This is a genomic window from Streptomyces sp. NPDC021356 (assembly GCF_040641015.1).
Taxonomy (GTDB): domain Bacteria; phylum Actinomycetota; class Actinomycetes; order Streptomycetales; family Streptomycetaceae; genus Streptomyces.
Map to the genome: position 1 here is coordinate 154,889 of NZ_JBFACU010000012.1, position 18,064 is coordinate 172,952.

The 18,064-nt window shown below is 71.8% G+C and carries 15 protein-coding genes and 2 pseudogenes; 7 read left to right on the forward strand and 10 right to left on the reverse strand.

Annotation, left to right across the window (positions count from 1 at the left end; all coding sequences use genetic code 11):
* Positions 1-23: 23 nt before the first annotated feature.
* Positions 24-959, forward strand: coding sequence for an oxygenase MpaB family protein (locus AB0G56_RS18500; RefSeq protein ID WP_360970347.1), 936 nt, complete (start codon positions 24-26; stop codon positions 957-959).
* Positions 960-1,026: 67 nt separating this feature from the next.
* Here AB0G56_RS18500 and AB0G56_RS18505 read toward each other — a convergent pair whose 3' ends face one another.
* Both AB0G56_RS18505 and AB0G56_RS18510 read right to left on the reverse strand, forming a co-directional pair.
* Entirely contained in the window at positions 1,027-1,626 is a 600-nt protein-coding gene (locus tag AB0G56_RS18505) for a class I SAM-dependent methyltransferase (protein WP_360970349.1), read from the reverse strand.
* Between the two features lie 144 nt (positions 1,627-1,770).
* Positions 1,771-1,917, reverse strand: a pseudogene (locus AB0G56_RS18510) (DUF742 domain-containing protein); the annotation flags it as partial.
* 2 nt (positions 1,918-1,919) lie between these two features.
* Between AB0G56_RS18510 and AB0G56_RS18515 the strand changes: the two are divergent.
* Positions 1,920-2,467 (forward strand): annotated as a pseudogene (locus AB0G56_RS18515) (ATP/GTP-binding protein).
* 47 nt (positions 2,468-2,514) lie between these two features.
* On the opposite strand, the gene AB0G56_RS18520 reads toward AB0G56_RS18515, so the two are convergent.
* The gene (locus AB0G56_RS18520; RefSeq protein ID WP_360970351.1) at positions 2,515-2,943 is read right to left on the reverse strand and encodes a PPOX class F420-dependent oxidoreductase; all 429 of its coding nucleotides are present in this window, start codon (positions 2,941-2,943) and stop codon (positions 2,515-2,517) included.
* A gap of 92 nt (positions 2,944-3,035) precedes the next feature.
* Here AB0G56_RS18520 and AB0G56_RS18525 point away from each other — a divergent pair, with 92 nt between their 5' ends.
* Together AB0G56_RS18525 and AB0G56_RS18530 are read left to right on the forward strand one after the other, a co-directional pair.
* Positions 3,036-3,449 (forward strand): roadblock/LC7 domain-containing protein, encoded by a 414-nt coding sequence (locus AB0G56_RS18525; RefSeq protein ID WP_360970353.1) that lies wholly within the window; start codon positions 3,036-3,038, stop codon positions 3,447-3,449.
* A 123-nt stretch (positions 3,450-3,572) separates the two neighbouring features.
* The gene (locus AB0G56_RS18530) at positions 3,573-4,511 is read left to right on the forward strand and encodes a DUF6397 family protein (RefSeq protein ID WP_360970355.1); all 939 of its coding nucleotides are present in this window, start codon (positions 3,573-3,575) and stop codon (positions 4,509-4,511) included.
* Positions 4,512-4,582: 71 nt separating this feature from the next.
* Here AB0G56_RS18530 and AB0G56_RS18535 read toward each other — a convergent pair whose 3' ends face one another.
* Both AB0G56_RS18535 and AB0G56_RS18540 read right to left on the reverse strand, forming a co-directional pair.
* Positions 4,583-5,449: an acyl-CoA thioesterase II gene (locus tag AB0G56_RS18535; RefSeq protein WP_360970357.1), complete on the reverse strand. Its 867-nt coding sequence runs from the start codon at positions 5,447-5,449 to the stop codon at positions 4,583-4,585.
* A 61-nt stretch (positions 5,450-5,510) separates the two neighbouring features.
* Entirely contained in the window at positions 5,511-8,171 is a 2,661-nt protein-coding gene (locus AB0G56_RS18540; protein ID WP_360970359.1) for a DUF3516 domain-containing protein, read from the reverse strand.
* Here AB0G56_RS18540 and AB0G56_RS18545 point away from each other — a divergent pair.
* Positions 8,170-8,964, forward strand: coding sequence for a metal-dependent hydrolase (locus AB0G56_RS18545; RefSeq protein ID WP_360970361.1), 795 nt, complete (start codon positions 8,170-8,172; stop codon positions 8,962-8,964). The two genes, AB0G56_RS18540 and AB0G56_RS18545, sit on opposite strands and share 2 nt — an antisense overlap.
* Positions 8,965-9,047: 83 nt before the next feature.
* Here the strand turns inward: AB0G56_RS18545 and AB0G56_RS18550 are convergent, their stop codons facing one another.
* The 4 genes from AB0G56_RS18550 to AB0G56_RS18565 all read right to left on the reverse strand — a co-directional run bounded on the left by AB0G56_RS18550 (position 9,048) and on the right by AB0G56_RS18565 (position 13,948).
* The gene (locus AB0G56_RS18550) at positions 9,048-9,305 is read right to left on the reverse strand and encodes a type B 50S ribosomal protein L31 (protein WP_360970363.1); all 258 of its coding nucleotides are present in this window, start codon (positions 9,303-9,305) and stop codon (positions 9,048-9,050) included.
* Between the two features lie 66 nt (positions 9,306-9,371).
* Complete coding sequence (locus tag AB0G56_RS18555; RefSeq protein ID WP_360970365.1) at positions 9,372-9,845, reverse strand: DUF5709 domain-containing protein; 474 nt, start codon at positions 9,843-9,845, stop codon at positions 9,372-9,374.
* A gap of 261 nt (positions 9,846-10,106) precedes the next feature.
* Positions 10,107-11,888 carry an ABC transporter ATP-binding protein gene (locus AB0G56_RS18560; protein WP_360970366.1) on the reverse strand — a complete coding sequence of 594 codons (1,782 nt, stop codon included), beginning with the start codon at positions 11,886-11,888 and terminating at the stop codon, positions 10,107-10,109.
* The gene (locus AB0G56_RS18565; protein ID WP_360970368.1) at positions 11,885-13,948 is read right to left on the reverse strand and encodes an ABC transporter ATP-binding protein; all 2,064 of its coding nucleotides are present in this window, start codon (positions 13,946-13,948) and stop codon (positions 11,885-11,887) included. Before AB0G56_RS18565 ends, AB0G56_RS18560 begins: the two co-directional genes overlap by 4 nt.
* Before the next feature lie 645 nt (positions 13,949-14,593).
* On the opposite strand from AB0G56_RS18565, the gene AB0G56_RS18570 reads away from it, so the two are divergent.
* Positions 14,594-15,160: a L,D-transpeptidase family protein gene (locus tag AB0G56_RS18570; RefSeq protein WP_360970370.1), complete on the forward strand. Its 567-nt coding sequence runs from the start codon at positions 14,594-14,596 to the stop codon at positions 15,158-15,160.
* 364 nt (positions 15,161-15,524) lie between these two features.
* Here AB0G56_RS18570 and AB0G56_RS18575 read toward each other — a convergent pair whose 3' ends face one another.
* Entirely contained in the window at positions 15,525-15,980 is a 456-nt protein-coding gene (locus tag AB0G56_RS18575) for a MarR family transcriptional regulator (RefSeq protein WP_360970372.1), read from the reverse strand.
* Positions 15,981-16,170: 190 nt separating this feature from the next.
* On the opposite strand from AB0G56_RS18575, the gene AB0G56_RS18580 reads away from it, so the two are divergent.
* Positions 16,171-18,064 (forward strand): ABC transporter ATP-binding protein (locus AB0G56_RS18580; RefSeq protein ID WP_360970374.1); only part of this gene is annotated, 1,894 nt, incomplete at its 3' end.

Consider the following 18,064-nt stretch of genomic DNA (forward strand, 5'->3'; position numbering starts at 1 on the left):
CCACTACACACAGTAGAGTTGGAATGCGAACGCGAAGAAGGGGGTGTGGCGTGGCGAAGCGGTTCGAGCGGCTGGAGCAGATCCGCCGGATGGATCCGGTGGCCGAGGCGACGGAGATCCACCGGATCACCGCGGCCTACGAGTTCCCCTGGGACTTCACCCGCGCCCTGGAACTGGCCCTCTACCGCACGTACGCCGTCCCGAGCATCGGCAGACTGCTGGCCGAGACGGCCGAGCTGACCGACCGCGCGCAGAAGCGGTACGACGACACGTCCCTGCTCCTGGACACCGTCGTCGAGCACGGTTTCGCGAGTGAACGGGGCCGCACCGCGATCCGGCGCATCAACCAGATGCACCGCGGCTACGACATCAGCAACGACGACATGCGTTACGTGCTCTGCACGTTCGTCGTGATGCCCAAGCGGTGGATCGACGCGTACGCCTGGCGCAGACTCTCCCGGCACGAGACCGTGGCCGCCGCCGTCCACTACCGCACGCTCGGACGGCACATGGGCATCAAGGACATCCCCGAGTCGTACGAGGACTTCGAGGCGCATCTCGACGCCTACGAGAAGGCCAACTTCCACTGGGACGAGCGGGCCCGCACGGTCTCCGACTCCACACTCGACCTGATGACCTCCTGGTACCCGCGCCCCCTCGCACCCGTCCTGCGCGGCGCCACCCTCGCCCTGCTCGACGAACCGCTGCTCGGGGCCTTCCGGTACGACCCCCCGTCCGCGCTGACACGCACGCTCGTGCGGCGCGCGGTGCGGGCCCGCGGCCGCGTCGTCAGGCTGCTGCCACCACGTCGGGCGCCGCATTTCGCGCGCCAGAACTGGGAGATCAAGAGCTACCCGGACGGCTACCGGGTGGCAGACCTGGGTACCCGCCCGGTGCCCGGCGTCCGGGGATGCCCCGTGCGGCACATCGGTGACTCGGCGGGCCGCCTCGTCGAGTGAGCCGACCGTGGCGCGCGAGCGGACCGGCTTCAGAGGTACCGGTCGGCGCCCGGCACTTGGACCGGCGTCAGTCCTCGCGCACAGCCAGTGCCAGGAAGCGGACGTCCTCGTCGGCGTACGCCGTCATGTGCCACCCCGAACGCGCTAGCAGAGGACGGAGGTTGGGTTCCGCGCGCAGGTCGTCCGGTGTGAGCGTGCGTCCCTGACGTGCCGCGAGCGCCGCCCGGCCGATCGGGTGGAACAGCGCCAGCGTGCCGCCCGGCCGCACCACACGCCGCAATTCCCGCAGATCGTCCCCAGGGCCCGGCAGATGGGCGACCAGACCCGCAGCGAAGACGGCGTCGAACGACTCCGGCCTGAACGGCAGCGCGGCGACGTCGGCGAGCAGCAGCCGCCCGTCCCGGTCCCGGCCGGCCCGCACGGCGGCCTGAAGCATGGCCGGGGTAAGATCGGCGCCCACGACCACGCCCGACGCGCCCACGGCGGCGCGCAGAGGCGGCAGGGCGCGCCCGGTCCCGCACCCCGCGTCGAGCACGCGGTCGCCCTCGTCGAGCCCCAGCTCGGCGACCGCGGCGGCGTAGGCGGGGCCGTCGTCGGGGAACCTGCGGTCCCAGTCCGCGGCGCGGGCGGTGAAGAACTCCTGGACGTGTGTGTGGTCGTCGCTCATGCTCCGCATGATTCCTCACCACATCGGACAACGTCACTGCGCGCACGTTCGAACGCGAGGCGATCGTTCAGCTGTACGCCGGTGATGACCACGCGCGCGTGGAGGGTCGGCAGTTGCCGGGGGGGCGTCCGTCATCGGGCGGCCGGCGGGTTCGGCGACCGACTGCGTCCCCGCGCGGCACAGGTCGATCAGGGCCCGGTGTTCGGGGCCGCCCGCGGTTGCCTGGACCGTCCCGGGGGCGCCCGGGACGAGGGTGACGAGCGCGATCAGGTCGAAGGCACCGACCCCTGACGATGAAGACACTGGTCGCCGGTGGGTTCGGCGTGGGCAACACCACGCTGGTGGGCGCGGTCAGCGAGATCCGGCCGCTGCGCACCGAGGAACCGCTGAGCCAGGCGGGCCCCGTCGGTGGACGACACCCACGGGCGGACCAGAAGGTGACCACGACCGTCGCCATGGACTTCGGGCGCATCACCATCCGCTCCGGACTCTCCCTCTCCCTGTTCGGCACCCGGCCAGGACCGCTTCTGGTTCCCGTGGGACAAACTGTCAAAGGGGGCGCTCGGCGCCGTGGCCCTCGTGGGCCCATGCAGGCTCGAGGAACCCCGCGGTGGACTACTTCGAACACCCGCGGATCCCATTCGTCGTGGCCGCCGACTGCTTCCCGGGCGTCCGCGGCCACGCGGAGCGCGACGTCGCCCGAGCTCCCGATCTCGACCAGGGCACGCCCGTGGCGCTCTGCGACGCCCGGGAGCGCGACTCGGGGAAGGAGGTGCTGATCCGGCTCGTCGAGTACGCCGGGCGGATGCACACCGCCCGGCTGCTCGGCTCCGCGGGCTGAACGGCAAGCGGACGAACCACGCGCCCGGCGCCGGGAAGCCGGCCGGATCAGTCCGCGAGGTCCCGCACCGCCACGACCTTCTCGATCGTCGCCCGGACCAGGAGTTCTCCCGGGACGCCGTTGCGCGCACCGAACTCCTCGGCGCGCTCCTCGCCCATGTAGCGGGCACCGATCCGGGCGGCCCAGTGCCGGACCTCGCCCAGGTCCTCGGACACATGCGCGCGACCCTGCACCACCACGAAGGTGAACGGCGGCCGGTCGTCGTCCACGCACAGCGCGAACCGGCCGTCACGCGTCAGGTTGCGCCCCTTGACGGTCTCCTTCCCGGTGTTGAAGACCACGTCGCCCCCGTCGAGCAGGAACCAGATCGGTGCCACGTGCGGGCTCCCGTCGGCCCGTACGGTCGACAGTTTGCCGGTGCGGGTGCCGCCCGAGACGAACGCCCGCCATTCCTCGTCGGTCATCTTCTGTGCCATGCCCCCCATCCTGCTTGCCGGGGCAGGGACAGTGGTGAAGGCTGGCGGGAGATCCTCCGGCCGGGAGGAGACACGCAGGGGGCGACAGCATCATGGAACAGCACCGCACACTCGGCTGGCTGCTGGACGACCTGACCGAACGGGTGGAGGACGTCCGGCACGCCCTCGTCCTGTCCACCGACGGGTTGGTCACGGGAGCCAGCACGGGCCTGAGGCGAGAGGACGCGGAGCACCTGGCCGCCGTCTCGTCCGGACTGCACAGCCTGGCCAAGGGCTCCGGGCGGCACTTCGGTGCGGGCTCGGTGCGCCAGACGATGGTCGAGTTCGACGACGCCGTGCTGTTCGTCACCGCGGCCGGAACCGGCAGCTGCCTGTGCGTCCTCAGCGGTGCGGAGGCCGACATCGGCCTGATCGCCTACGAGATGACCCTGCTGGTGAACCGTGTCGGCGAGCACCTCGGCGTGGCCACCCGGCGACCTGAGCGCGGTTCTGCAACAGGCCTCTGACCAGCGCTTTCGCTGTCTTCCCTGGAGTTGTCCACAGGCCCGCGCCGAGATTCCCGGCACCGGCTACGGTTTTTCGCATGCGAACGCGACAGGCGCGAGCAACTCACTCCACGGGGGACGAACATGTCCGGCAACACCCTCACGCCCACGTCCACACCCATCGCCGAAGCGGCCGTCACGAAGCGCGACACGCCCTTAAGCCCGAGCCGGGCGGCCCGGGAACTGGGCTTCAAACGCGGCCAGTTCGAACTGGCCGTGCGCCTCGGCCACATCCGGACCCTCCCTGACGAAGGAGGAGGCGGCCGCCGGGTGGCCCGGGCGGAGATCGAGCGGCTCCGCGCCCAGGAGGACTTTCCCGAAGGGCTGCGCCGACGGGTGGAGGCCGTGGGCACCGGGCAGGCCACGGAGCTCCTGGGCGTCACCAGGGTCCGGTTCACTCGCCTGGCCCGCCTGGGCCTCGTGGTGCCGGTCGATTTCTACGTCAACCGGTACCGGGCCGTCGTCTGGCTGTACCTGGCCGACGAACTGGGGGAGTTCGCGGCCGAAACGAACAACATCTCCCTGCTGAACCGGCCGCTGCCGGAGACCCTGCGCGACCAGTTGGACGCGGGCCTGGACCTGCGCCCACGCAACTGGCGCGGGCGGTACCTCGGTTGCCTGCTGCGTCAGTCCGGCGACCCCTGGGAGGGGGCGGCCGCCCTCGCCTCGCTCCTCGACCCGCTCCTGGTCTCCGAGATCGTCCCCGACCCCTACGAACGGGCCCATCTGAACCGCTACCGGCCCAGGCCACCCGCTCACGGCGCGCCCGGTTCGCCCACCGCCCACCTCACCGAGCGGATCACCATGGCGGAGGACCCCGACGAGATCGCCTGGCTCCGCGCCGATCTGGTACGGGCGGTGTCGGAGGCACGCGACCACCGCCCCGCCCCTCGCCCGGCGCCCCGCTGCACCGAGGAGGAAGCGACGCAGGACGGACCGCCCGTAGCGGAGCGGCGGCAGGAGGGCACCGCAGGACAGCCGCCGCGAGGGCTGCTCGGGCGGATCTTCCGCAGAGGCGCCTGAGCGGGAGGGACCGAGCGTCCCGCCCGGCGTCCCGGAACCGGAGCGGCCCACCAGCGCCGGCCGTCGGCCGCCTACACCGGGCGGAACAGCCCCTCCTGGACGACCGACACGAGCAGCCGCCCCTCGGTGTCGAAGATGCGACCCCGGGCAAGACCCCGCCCGCCCGTCGCGATCGGTGACTCCTGGTCGTACAGGAACCACTCGTCCGCCCGGAACGGCCGGTGGAACCACATGGCGTGATCCAGCGACGCCATGTCGAAGCCACGCGGACCCCACAACGGCTCGATGGGAAGGCGCACGGCGTCCAGCAGCGTCATGTCGCTGGCGTAGGTCAGCGCGCACGTGTGCACGAGCGGATCGTCGCCGAGCGGCCCGACCGCACGCATCCACACCGCGCTGCGCGGCTCGGCATCCTGGATCTCCTCGGCGGTCCAGCGCAGCCGGTCCACGTAACGGATGTCGAAGGGCTGGCGGCGTGCCATGCGCTCCAGCTGCTCAGGCAGCGCGCCCAGGTGCTCCCGGACCTCGTCGGCGACCGTCGGCAGGGACTCCGGAGGCGGAACCTTGCGGGCGGGCGGCAGCTGGTGCTCGAAACCACCCTGTTCGGCCTGATGGAAGGAGGCGGTCAGATTGAAGATCGTGCGGCCCTGCTGCACCGCGGTGACCCGGCGGGTCGTGAAGGACCGTCCGTCCCGCACCCGTTCGACCTGGTACACGATCGGCACCCCCGGACGGCCGGGCCGCAGGAAGTACGCGTGCAGGGAGTGGACCGGGCGGTCGCTGTCCGTGGTGCGCCCGGCCGCCACGAGGGCCTGGCCGGCCACCTGGCCGCCGAAGACCCGCTGCAGGGACTCCTGCGGGCTGCGGCCACGGAAGATGTTGACCTCGATCTGCTCCAGGTCCAGCAGGTCGACAAGCCTCTCGGCCGGGTTCGTCATGGGTGGGGATCTCCTGTGTTCACAACTGACCGGCATGCGGGACCGGTTGACCGGCGTCCGTTCACAACTGTCCGACAGCGGTGACCCGGACGACAGCCCGGCCCTCGGCGTCCGAGGCGGCCAGATCCACCTCCGCGCTGATGCCCCAGTCGTGATCGCCGTTCGGGTCGTCGAAGATCTGCCGCACGCGCCACAACCCGTGCTGCGTCTCCTCCTTGATCACCAGCAGCTTCGGGCCACGGGCGTCGGGGCCCGTGCCCAGGTCCTCGTACTCGTCCCAGTAGGCGTCCATGGCCTCCCCCCACGCCTCGGCGTCCCATCCGGACTCGGCATCCATTTCGCCCAGCTCCTCGACCTGGTCGAGGGCGGCCAGCTCCACGCGACGGAACATCGCGTTGCGGACCAGGACGCGGAAGGCGCGCGCGTTGGAGGTGACCGGCTTGACCTGGTCGGCCTTCTCCTGCGCCTCCTCGGCGGTCATCTCCGCCGGGTTCGCCAGCTGCTCCCACTCGTCCAGCAGGCTGGAGTCGACCTGGCGCACCGTCTCGCCCAGCCACGCGATCAGATCCTGCAGGTCCTCGGACTTCAGGTCGTCCGGGACGGTGTGCTCCAAGGCCTTGTAGGCGCTGGCGAGGTACCGCAGGACGATGCCCTCGGTGCGCGCCAGCTCGTACAAGGACACCAGCTCGGTGAAGGTCAGGGCCCGCTCGTACATGTCGCGGATCACGGACTTCGGCGACAGCGGATGGTCACCGACCCACGGATGGCTCTTGCGGTAGGTGTTGTACGCGTGGAAGAGCAGCTCCTCCAGCGGCTTGGGGTAGGTGATGTCCTGGAGGCGCTCCATGCGCTCCTCGTACTCGACGCCGTCCGCCTTCATCGCGGCCACGGCCTCGCCGCGTGCCTTGTTCTGCTGGGCCGCCAGGATCTGCCGCGGATCGTCCAGCGTGGACTCCACGACGGAGACCATGTCCAGCGCGTAGGACGGCGACTCCGGGTCGAGCAGTTCGAAGGCGGCCAGGGCGAAGGTGGACAGCGGCTGGTTGAGCGCGAAGTCCTGCTGGAGATCGACCGTGAGGCGGACGATCCGGCCCTCGGCGTCCGGCTGGTCGAGCTTCTCGACGATGCCGCCGTCGAGCAGCGAGCGGTAGATGGCGATGGCCCGCCGGATGTGCCGAAGCTGCTGTCGGCGCGGCTCGTGGTTGTCCTCCAGCAGGTGCCGCATCGCATCGAACGCGTTGCCTGGACGTGCGATCACCGACAGCAGCATGGTGTGTGTCACGCGGAAGCGGGAGGTCAGCGGCTCCGGCTCGGAGGCGATGAGCTTGTCGAAGGTGGTGTCCGACCAGGCGACGAACCCCTCGGGCGCCTTCTTGCGGACGACCTTGCGGCGCTTCTTCGGGTCGTCTCCGGCCTTGGCGAGCGCCTTCTCGTTCTCGATGACGTGCTCCGGGGCCTGCGCGACGACGAAGCCCTCCGTGTCGAAACCCGCCCGCCCGGCCCGGCCGGCGATCTGATGGAACTCCCGGGCCCGCAGGGTGCGCACGCGGCTGCCGTCGTACTTGGTGAGCGCCGTGAACAGCACCGTGCGGATCGGGACGTTGACGCCCACTCCGAGCGTGTCGGTGCCGCAGATCACCTTCAGCAGACCGGCCTGCGCCAGCTTCTCCACCAGGCGCCGGTACTTGGGCAGCATGCCGGCGTGGTGGACGCCGATGCCGTGCCGTACGTACCGGGAGAGGTTGCGGCCGAACTTCGTGGTGAAACGGAAGTTGCCGATCAGCTCGGCGATCTCTTCCTTCTCCTCACGGGAGCACATGTTGATGCTCATCAGCGCCTGAGCCCGCTCCACAGCCTGGGCCTGGGTGAAGTGCACGATGTAGACGGGCGCCTGCCGCGCCTGCAGCAGATCGGTGAGGGTCTCGGTGAGCGGGGTGCGCCGGTACTCGTACGACAGGGGCACCGGACGGGTCGCCGAGCGGACCACGGCGGTGGGGCGGCCGGTACGACGGGCGAGATCCTTCTCGAAGAACGAGACGTCACCGAGCGTGGCCGACATCAGGACGAACTGCGCCTGCGGCAGCTCGAGCAGCGGGATCTGCCAGGCCCAGCCGCGGTCGGGTTCCGCGTAGAAGTGGAACTCGTCCATGACGACCTGGCCGACATCGGCGTCCTTGCCGTCACGCAGGGCGATCGACGCCAGGACCTCGGCGGTACAGCAGATGACGGGCGCGTCGGCGTTCACGGAGGCGTCGCCGGTGAGCATGCCGACGTTCTCGGTGCCGAACAGCTTGCACAGCTCGAAGAACTTCTCCGACACCAGCGCCTTGATCGGAGCCGTGTAGAAGGTGACCTCGTCCCGGGCCAGGGCGGCGAAGTGTGCACCGGCGGCGATCATGCTCTTTCCGGAGCCGGTGGGCGTCGACACGATCACGTTCGCCCCGGAGACCACCTCGATCAGCGCCTCCTCCTGGTGGGGGTAGAGCGTGAGACCCCGCTCCTGGGCCCACGCGTCGAAGGCTTCGTAGAGGGCGTCGGGGTCGGCGTTCGGCGGCAGCTGATCGATGAGGGTCACGCCCCCATCTTGCCTGGCCGCCCGGCCCGGACGGGAATCGGCTGCCGGAGCGAAGATCACGACCGCTACGCTGTGTCGCCGACGCACTCTCAGCGCACCGGGCCAACTGGGAGACAGCACACGACGAATGGGGCGGGGAACGGCCATGATGGGACCAGCACACTCACTGTCGGGCGCAGCGGCCTGGCTCGGCGTCGGTGCGGCGACCGCCGCGGCCGGGCACCCGATGCCCTGGCCGGTCCTGCTGGTCGGGGCGCTGATCTGCGCCGGGGCCGCGCTCGCCCCGGACCTGGACCACAAGGCGGCCACCATCTCGCGGGCCTTCGGACCCCTCTCCCACTGGCTCTGCGAGATCGTCGACAAACTGTCCTACGCCGTCTACAAGGCGACACGCAAGAAAGGCGACCCACGCCGTTCCGGTGGCCACCGGACGCTGACCCACACCTGGCTGTGGGCTGTCCTGATCGGTGCGGGCGCCTCCGCGGCGGCGATCACCGGCGGACGCTGGGCGGTGCTCGCGATCCTCTTCGCGCACATGGTGCTGGCCATCGAGGGCCTGCTGTGGCGGGCGGCCCGCGGATCCAGCAGCGACATCCTGGTGTGGCTGCTGGCCGGGACGAGTGCCTGGATCCTAGCCGGGATCCTCGACCAGCCCGGCAACGGCTCCGACTGGCTCTTCACGGCGCCGGGCCAGGAGTACCTGTGGCTGGGGCTGCCGATCGTGCTGGGCGCGCTGATGCACGACATCGGGGACGCGCTGACCGTGTCCGGCTGCCCCATCCTGTGGCCGATACCGCTGGGCCGCAGGCGCTGGTACCCCATCGGGCCGCCCAAGGCCATGCGCTTCCGGGCCGGCAGCTGGGTCGAGCTCAAGGTGCTCATGCCGGTGTTCATGGTGCTGGGCGGGGTGGGCTGCGCCGCCGCGCTGAACGTCATCTGAGCCGCTCGTCGGCCCCGCGACACCTTGGCCGGCCCCCTGCCCGGTCTTCGCGTGGACGGCGGACCGGGCCGTCGTGTCCGCCCTCAGCCCTGCCCCGAGCCGCCGCCGTAGCGGCGTTCGAACCGGGCGACCCGGCCTTCGGAATCCACCGTGCGGGCCTTGCCGGTGTAGAAGGGGTGGCTCTCCGAGGAGATCTCCACGTCCACGACCGGGTACGTCTCCCCGTCGTCCCAGTCGATGGTCTCGTCACTGGCGGCGGTCGACCGGGTCAGGAAGGCGTAGCCGGCAGCTCGGTCGCGGAAGACCACGGGGCGGTAGTCGGGATGCTTGTCCTGCTGCATGAGCACTCCTTGTCGTGCGGCGGCGGCGCGGGAAGCAACGGCGGCGACGGCGGGCGGGCGACGGGGTCAGCCGTACAGGGTGTCCTCGTCGACGACGTGCATCGCGGCCTCCTCGGCGGAGGCGGCGGCGCCGTCGATACCGACGTCCGTGGCGACCATTGCGCTCTCGTCGTCCTCGTGCACGCCCTCGTCGGGTGCCACGAGGCGCCCGGAGCGCGCGGCGCCGACCTCGTCGTCCAGGAGTTCCCCGTCGGAGCCCTCGCAGTCACCGATGCCGTCACCGTCCGGCGCGGCGAGGTCGGGCAGTTCCTCGGCCAGGCGCTGCTCCAGGGTCTCGCCCTGCCGGCGCTCCGCCGCGGTCACCCCGGTGTGCTCCACGGCCCACGGCCGCTCGGGCGGCGACCAGCCACGGTCCAGCGGATCGTCCACCCCGTCGTACTCCAGGGTGTCCTCCGAGTCCAGGACTCCGGTGTCTTCCTTGATCTCGGAGTCGTCATCGGGCTGGTAGACGTCGTCTCCCCATCCGTCGGCGCTGTCCACGGGTACCTCCAGGTGGTGGGGACGGGCCCGTACTCTCGCCGCCCGGCGCGAACCGGACGGTTCCCGGGCGCTCCCCGAGCCGCTGCCTCATTCCAGCCTTCCACCCCGGTTCGGGACCGCGCAACGGCACGGCGGCGGCCCGCCGCCCCGGGGCCCCGCGCCGCCCGCGACCTCCTGCGAGCGCCCCGGCCCGCCGGGCGCGCCGGGCCCGTCGGCCTGGCGGCCCGGGTGCCGCGGGCCGCCGCGACCGCCTGCTCCGCCTCAGCCGTGCCAGGAGCGCCACAGCGCCGCGTACGCGCCGTCCGCCGAGACCAGTTCGTCGTGACTGCCCAGCTCGCTGACCCGGCCGTTCTCGACCACGGCGATCACGTCCGCGTCGTGCGCCGTGTGCAGCCGGTGCGCGATGGCCACGACCGTGCGCCCGTCGAGGACCCGGGCGAGCGACCTCTCCAGGTGCCGGGCCGCGCGTGGGTCGAGGAGCGAGGTCGCCTCGTCCAGGACCAGGGTGTGCGGATCGGCCAGGACCAGCCGGGCCAGCGCGATCTGCTGGGCCTGGGCCGGGGTGAGCGCGAGGCCGCCCGAGCCGACCTCGGTGTCCAGACCCGCGTCGAGGGCCCGGGCCCAGCCGTCGGCGTCAACGGCGCCCAGCGCCGCCCACAGCTCGGCGTCCACCGCGCCGGTACGGGCGAGCAGGAGGTTGTCGCGCAGCGAGCCCACGAACACGTGGTGCTCCTGGTTGACGAGGGCCACGTGGGATCGGACGCCTTCCGCGGGCATCCGGGACAGTTCGGCACCGCCGAGGGTGACCCGGCCGTCCCGGGGCGCGTAGATACCGGCGAGCAACCGTCCCAGCGTGGACTTGCCGGCGCCCGACGGACCGACCAGGGCCAGACGGGTGCCGGGGGCGACCTTCAGGGACACCTGGCGCAGCACGTCGACGCCCTCGCGGTAGCCGAAGTGGACCCGGTCCGCGTGCACCTCCCGTCCCTCGGGAGCGAGCGAGGCGTCCCCGGCGTCCGGCTCGATGTCGCGGACACCGACCAGCCGCGCGATGGACACCTGTGCCACCTGAAGTTCGTCGTACCAGCGCAGGATCAGCCCCACCGGGTCGATGAGCATCTGCGCGATGAGCGCGCCCGTCGTCAGCTGCCCGATCCCGATCCAGCCCTGCAGCACGAACACGCCGCCGACCATGAGCACGGAGGCGAGCACCGTCACGTGGGTGACGTCGATGGCCGGGAACAGCACCGACCGGAGCCACAGCGTGTAGCGCTCCCACGCCGTCCACTCCTTGATGCGCCGCTCCGACAGGGCGATGCGGCGGTCACCGAGCCGGTGCGCCTCCACGGTGCGGCCCGCGTCGACCGTCTCGGCGAGCGCGGCGGCCACCGCGGCGTACCCGGCGGCCTCCGAGCGGTAGGCGGAGGGCGCCCGCCGGAAGTACCAGCGACAGCCGACCACCAGCAACGGCACGGCCAGCAGCACGACCGCACCGAGCGGCGGCGCGGTGACGACCAGGCCGCCGAGCAGCAGAACCACCCACACCACACCGATCGCCAGCTGGGGCACGGCCTCGCGCATCGCGTTGGCGAGCCGGTCGATGTCCGTGGTGATGCGCGACAGCAGGTCACCGGTGCCCGCCCGCTCCAGCACACCGGGCGGCAGGCCGACCGCTCGGACGAGGAAGTCCTCGCGCAGGTCGGCCAGCATCCGCTCGCCGAGCATCGCACCGCGCAGCCGCACCTCGCGCACGAACACGGCCTGGACGAGCAGAGCGATGACGAACAAGGTGGCGGTCAGACCGAGACGGAGTTCCCGGGTCCCGTCCGAGACCCGCTCGACCAGGTCGCCGAGCAGCCACGGGCCCGCCATGGAGGCGAGGACCGAGACCGTGTTGACGGTGACGAGCAGCACGAACTCCCGGCGGTGCCGGTGCAGCAGTTCGCTCACGTAGGCGCGTACGGTCGCGGGAGCGCCGACGGGCAGGGTGTCGGCCGTCGTCGGGGCCGCCGGGTCGTACACCGGCGGGGCCACGCCGATCATGCTGTCTCCTCGATCTCTTCGAGCTCTTCGAGCGCGCTCCGCAGGGAGCCGTCGTGGTCCGGTACGCCACCCGAGGCGCGCTGTTCGCCGGGCAGGGCGCGCTCCCCCTCACTCGCCGCGCGCTCCTCGTCACTCGCCTTGCGCTCCTCGTCCGTCTCGCGGGTCACCACGGACCGGTACCGGGCATCGGTGCGCACCAGGTCGCGGTGGGTGCCGATCGCGGCGACCGTGCCGTCGTGGAGCAGCACCACGCGGTCGGCGTGTTCCAGGACCAGCGGTGACGACGTGAAGACCACGGTGGTGCGCCCCGCGCGCAGTTCTCGCAGGCCCCGTGCGATCCGCGCCTCCGTGTGGGAGTCGACGGCGGAGGTCGGTTCGTCCAGGACCAGTACCTCGGGGTCGGTGATGAGGGAGCGGGCCAGGGCGAGCCGCTGGCGCTGGCCGCCGGAGAGGGACCGGCCGCGCTCGGTGATCCGAGCGTCCATCGGGTCATCCGCGAGCGGCGACGCCTGCTCCAGTGCCGCCAGGACGTCACCGCACTGCGCCGCCGCCAGCGCCGCGTCGGCCGTGACATCGCCCGAGGCGGGGACGTCGAGCAGTTCCCGCAGGGAACCGGAGAGCAGTACCGGGTCCTTGTCCTGGACCAGGACGGCAGTGCGCGCCAGTTCGAGCGGCAGTTCGTCGAGCGGTACGCCGCCGAGGAGCACCGAGGGGCCTGGCTCCTCGGGGTGGCCCCCGAGGCGTTCCGCCAGTCGGCCCGCCGCGTCGGGGTCGCCGCACACCACGGCGGACAGACTCCCGTCGGGGACGAGCAGCCCCGTCGCCGGGTCGTACAGGTCCCCGCCCGGGGCGCGCGGCTCACCTCGCTGCACGGCAGGAAGATCCGCGTCGGGGGCCAGATCCGCGTCGGGGGTCCGTTCCGCCTCGGGGGCCGGTTCCGCTTCGGCAGTCGGTTCCGCGTCGAGGGCCGGTCCCGTGCCGGCGGCCTCCGGGGTTTTGTTCCGTTCCGTGGCAGTGCGCTCCTCGGCCGGGATCCGGTCCGCGGCCGCAACCCCTTCCGTGGAGGTCCGCTCCAGGGACAGTACGCGCGCCGCGCGTGTGGCCGACGGCCGGGAGAAGGAGTACGCCATGGCGATCTCCTCGAAGTGCCGCAAGGGGTAGGTGAGGACCATGACGGAGCTGTAGACGGTGACGAGTTCGCCCACGGTGATCCGGCCGGCGCGGGCCAGGTGCACGCCGTACCAGACGACCGCGATCAGGAGCAGCCCCGGCAGCAGCACCTGGATGGCGGAGAGCAGGGACCACATCCGAGCGCTGCGCACCGCTGCTTGCCTGACCTCCTGGGAGGCACGGCGGTAGCGCTCCAGGAACAGTTCCTCGCCGCCGATGCCGCGCAGCACCCGCAGACCGGCCACGGTGTCCGAGGCGAGTTCGGTGGCGCGGCCCGCCTTCTCGCGCTGCACGTCGGCGCGTCGGGTCGCGCGCGGGAGCAGGGGGAGTACGGCGAGGGCCAGTACCGGCAGGCCCACGGCGACCACAACGCCGAGCGCGGGCTGGTAGACGAGCAGGGCGACACACACCAGCAGGATGGTGACCGCCGCCGCGGTGAAGCGGGACACGGCCTCCACGAACCAGCCGATCTTCTCGACGTCGGCGGTGGAGACGGCCACCACCTCGCCGGCGGCGACCCGCCGGGTCAGGGCCGAGCCCAACTGGGCGGTTCTGCGGGCCAGGAGCTGCTGGACACGGGCCGCCGCGGTGATCCAGTTGGTGACGGCGGCGCGGTGCAGGAAGGTGTCGCCGAGCGCGTTGCCCGCGCAGGCCAGGGCGAGCAGGCCACCGCTGAGGGCGAGTCGGGTGCCGGAGCGGTCGACGACCGCCTGGACGGCGAGGCCGACGCAGAACGGCAACGCGGAGACGGAGGAGAAGTGCAGCAGCCCCCAGGCCAGTGCTCTCAGCTGGCCGCCGAGCTGGTTCCGCCCCAGCCACCACAGGAATCGAGGACCCGAGCGTGCGTCGGGCACCCCCGGGTCGGGATACGGAAGGTCTTGAATCTGCATGACGTCCCAGTGGTTCGGGTCAGGGGCGGAGGGGCCGCGGAGGCGGCGACGAGCCGTGACAGGTTCGCTTCGCGGAGTCGTCGGAGGCAAGCGGTTTTCCGCTGTGCGGCAACGGGATTGACGTCGCGGCAGGCGCCAGGCACCCTGCCTCGGACGCGCCCCGGCGCCCGACCGCGCACGTCCTCCGCGCCCGCCAGGCGCCCGACCTCGCGTGTGTCCCGCGCACGTCCTCGGCACGCGCCCGGCTCGCGGCCTCGCATGCGCGAGGTGTCCGGCCTCTCCTCGGTGCTCCAGGTTTCCCGGAGCCATCCGTCCGGGTGTCTCGGCGCGATGTTCCCGTACCTCCTCGACCCCTGCTCAGGGCCCGATCGGCGCGCCCGGCACCCTCCAAAGAGGAGACGATGACGCTGTTTGGACCAATCTCGAGTAGATCGTCAGGTTCGTGATGGCCACCATGGAGCCATGCGAAGAGGCGGCGTAAGGCGTGCGATGGTCGCGGTGGCGGCCTGTGGTTTCTCTCTGACGGCTCTGGCCGCCTGTGGCGGTCCGCGGACCGAGGTCCGCCACAGAGACGTCCCCAGACCAGGAGGTCCCTCGGGGACCGCCCGGCCCGTTCCGGCGACGAAGCCGGCCCGTGTCCCGGGGGTGGGCGAACGGATCTGGAAGCGGGTCCCGGCGGGCACCCGGCAGGTCGTCGCGGTGTACGGGGAGGGCGTGAACTCCCCGGATTCCACCCTTGTGTTGTACGAAAAGCGGGGGACGGCGTGGGAGCAGGTCGACAGTTGGGCCTCGCACAACGGCAAGCAGGGATGGAGCACCGACCACCGTGAGGGCGACGAGCGCAGCCCCGTGGGCGTGTTCACGCTCTCCGACGCGGGCGGTCTCCTCGACGACCCCGGCACCAGACTGTCGTACACCCAGGACGAGGAGGCCTTCGAGACCCCCTACTACTGGGACGAGGCCCACTGGCACGACTTCGACTACGTCATCGCCATCGACTACAACCGTCAGCCGGGCAACCGCCCCGACGACCCGACCCGCCCCCTGGGGCAGGGGAAGGGCGGCGGCATCTGGCTCCATCTGGACCACGGCGACGGCACGTTGGGCTGCATCAGTGTTCCGGAGTCGGCCATGCAGTACCTGCTGCGCCGGCTGGACCCGGAGGACAAGCCGGTGGTGGTGATGGGGGACAGGGCGGATCTGCAGGCCTAGCCGGCAGCGCGGCGCCCGCTCGAACGGCCTTGCCGCTCAGCCGACGTGGCCGCTCCCCGCCCGCAGCGCCCCGGCGTGTCACCCCGTATGTGCCACAGCGTCACACTGTATGCGCCCCGGCGCGTCACCCCGTACGTCTCCCCTCGGGCGTGCCCGACCCTCCGGCCCGCTCCACCCGTTCACGCCCTCGGTGCGCTCTACCCCCACACGCCCTCGCGGGCCCCACCTGTACGCGGCCCGTTGCTCTCCACCCGTACGCGCCCCGGTGTGCGCCCCGCGTACGTGTCCGCGACTGCGCCCTCGGTGCACAAGCGCGCGCACGGCCCCGGCCGCTCCGTCCGCCGCCGTCGTGTCAGCGCCCTGTTCAGCAGCGGTGTTGCCCTGTGGGCACCGTGCCCACCAGAGTGTCCAGCAGTTCACCGAGCGCGGCGCGCTGACCTTCGGTGAGGGGCGCGAGGATCTCCTCGGCGGCGGACAGGCGTGCCCCGCGCACTTCGCGCAGGGCGCCGCGCCCCTCGTCGGTCAACTCGATGCGCGTCACCCGGCGGTTGGCCGGGTCGGGCACCCGGCGCACCTTTCCGCCGGCCTCCAGTCCGTCCACGAGCGTGGTCACCGCGCGGGGGACGACCTCCAGGGACTCGGCGAGGTCCGCCATGCGCGGCGGCTCGCCGAAGTGCGCCAGGGTGCGCAGCAGCCGCGACTGGGCCGGGGTGATGCCGAGCGCGTGCTGCTCCAGATGGCGCTTCTGGATGCGGTGCACCCGGCGGGTCAGCCGGAGCAACTGCTCGGCGAGGAGGCCGTCGGGGTCGGGGGTCGTCATGCGGGAACAATAACAGGACGACATTCATTATGAGCGTAGGTAACAATGAGCTAGCATCCGAGAAGCGCCCGGGCAGCGTCCGAAAAGGCGTCCGAAAAGACTTCCGGAAAGGCTTCCGGAAGGGCCGCCGACCGCACCCACGGCCGGGGCGCGCGAAGGCCGCAGAGCCCACTCACCCCCGTAGGAGCCCATGCACCCCGACCGTCACCCTTCCTGGACCCCGCCCGCCGACGCCAAGGAACAGCCCCGGCAGGTCCGCCGCATCCTCAGGCTGTTCCGCCCCTACCGCGGCCGTCTCACGGTCGTCGGCCTGCTGGTCGGCGCCTCCTCGCTGGTCTCCGTCGCCACGCCCTTCCTGCTGAAGGAGACCCTCGACGTCGCGATCCCGCAGGGCCGCACCGGACTTCTGAGCCTGCTCGCCACCGGCATGATCCTCAGCGCGGTGCTCACCAGCGTCTTCGGTGTGCTGCAGACCCTGATCTCCACGACCGTCGGCCAGCGCGTCATGCACGACCTGCGCACCGCCGTCTACGGACGTCTGCAGCGCATGTCCCTGGCCTTCTTCACCCGCACCCGCACCGGTGAGGTGCAGTCCCGCATCGCCAACGACATCGGCGGCATGCAGGCCACCGTCACCTCCACCGCCACCTCGCTGGTCTCCAACATCACCAGCGTGGTCGCCACGATCGTCGCGATGGCCGCGCTCGACTGGCGGCTGACCGTCGTCTCGCTGCTGCTGCTCCCGGTGTTCGTGTGGATCAGCCGCCGCGTGGGCAACGAGCGCAAGAAGATCGCCACCCAGCGGCAGAAGCAGATGGCCGCGATGGCCGCCACGGTCACCGAATCGCTGTCCGTCAGCGGCATCCTGCTCGGCCGCACGATGGGCCGCTCGGACTCGCTGACCGCGTCCTTCGGTGCGGAGTCCGAGAGCCTGGTCGGCCTCGAAGTGCGGTCCAACATGGCCGGGCGCTGGCGCATGGCCGTCATCACCATCGTCATGGCAGCCATGCCGGCGGTCATCTACTGGACCGCGGGTGTCGCGCTCCAGCTCGGCGGCCCGAAGGTCTCCCTCGGCACGATCGTCGCCTTCGTCTCGCTGCAGCAGGGCCTGTTCCGGCCGACCGTGAGCCTCCTGTCCACCGGGGTGCAGATCCAGACCTCTCTCGCCCTCTTCCAGCGCATCTTCGAGTACCTCGACCTGCCGATCGACATCACCGAGCGCGAGCGGCCGGTCCGCCTCGATCGGGTCAAGGGCGAGGTCCGCTTCGAGGACGTCTCCTTCCGCTACGACGGCGAGGGGGCCCCGATTCTCGACCGCGTCGACGTGACGGTCGCGGCGGGCAGCAGTCTGGCCGTCGTCGGACCGACCGGGGCCGGCAAGTCCACGCTCGGCTACCTGGTTCCGCGGTTGTACGACGTGAGCGGCGGCCGGGTCACCCTCGACGGCGTCGACGTGCGCGACCTGGACTTCGACACGCTCGCCCGCGCGGTGGGCGTGGTCTCGCAGGAGACGTACCTCTTTCACGCCTCGGTGGCCGAGAACCTGCGGTTCGCCAAGCCGGACGCCACCGACGAGGAGCTGCGCGCGGCGGCGAAGGCGGCCCAGATCCACGACCACATCGCGGCCCTGCCCGACGGCTACGACACCGTCGTCGGCGAGCGCGGCCACCGCTTCTCCGGTGGCGAGAAGCAGCGCCTGGCCATCGCCCGGACCATCCTGCGCGATCCGCCGGTCCTCCTCCTCGACGAGGCCACCAGCGCCCTGGACACCCGTACGGAGGCCGCGGTCCAGGAGGCCGTCGACGCGCTGTCCGCCGACCGCACGACGCTCACCATCGCGCACCGTCTGTCCACCGTCCGCGGCGCGGACCAGATCGTGGTCCTCGACTCGGGCCGCGTGGCCGAGCGCGGCACGCACGAGGAACTGCTGGAGCTGGACGGCCGCTATGCGGCACTGGTCCGCCGGGACGCCCGCACGGAACCGGCGGCGGACGCCCGCACGGAACCGGCGGCGGACGCCCGCACGGAACCGGCGGCGGACGCCCGCACGGAACCGGCGGCGGACGCCCGCACGGAACCGGCGG

What these genes read in the sequence shown, in the direction of transcription:
- AB0G56_RS18500 (WP_360970347.1), top strand. Translation starts at nt 24, where the DNA reads ATGCGAACGCGAAGAAGGGGGTGTGGCGTGGCGAAGCGGTTCGAGCGG.
- AB0G56_RS18505 (WP_360970349.1), bottom strand. Translation starts at nt 1,626, where the DNA reads ATGAGCGACGACCACACACACGTCCAGGAGTTCTTCACCGCCCGCGCC.
- AB0G56_RS18520 (WP_360970351.1), bottom strand. Translation starts at nt 2,943, where the DNA reads ATGGCACAGAAGATGACCGACGAGGAATGGCGGGCGTTCGTCTCGGGC.
- AB0G56_RS18525 (WP_360970353.1), top strand. Translation starts at nt 3,036, where the DNA reads ATGGAACAGCACCGCACACTCGGCTGGCTGCTGGACGACCTGACCGAA.
- AB0G56_RS18530 (WP_360970355.1), top strand. Translation starts at nt 3,573, where the DNA reads ATGTCCGGCAACACCCTCACGCCCACGTCCACACCCATCGCCGAAGCG.
- AB0G56_RS18535 (WP_360970357.1), bottom strand. Translation starts at nt 5,449, where the DNA reads ATGACGAACCCGGCCGAGAGGCTTGTCGACCTGCTGGACCTGGAGCAG.
- AB0G56_RS18545 (WP_360970361.1), top strand. Translation starts at nt 8,170, where the DNA reads ATGATGGGACCAGCACACTCACTGTCGGGCGCAGCGGCCTGGCTCGGC.
- AB0G56_RS18540 (WP_360970359.1), bottom strand. Translation starts at nt 8,171, where the DNA reads ATGGCCGTTCCCCGCCCCATTCGTCGTGTGCTGTCTCCCAGTTGGCCC.
- AB0G56_RS18550 (WP_360970363.1), bottom strand. Translation starts at nt 9,305, where the DNA reads ATGCAGCAGGACAAGCATCCCGACTACCGCCCCGTGGTCTTCCGCGAC.
- AB0G56_RS18560 (WP_360970366.1), bottom strand. Translation starts at nt 11,888, where the DNA reads ATGATCGGCGTGGCCCCGCCGGTGTACGACCCGGCGGCCCCGACGACG.
- AB0G56_RS18565 (WP_360970368.1), bottom strand. Translation starts at nt 13,948, where the DNA reads ATGCAGATTCAAGACCTTCCGTATCCCGACCCGGGGGTGCCCGACGCA.
- AB0G56_RS18575 (WP_360970372.1), bottom strand. Translation starts at nt 15,980, where the DNA reads ATGACGACCCCCGACCCCGACGGCCTCCTCGCCGAGCAGTTGCTCCGG.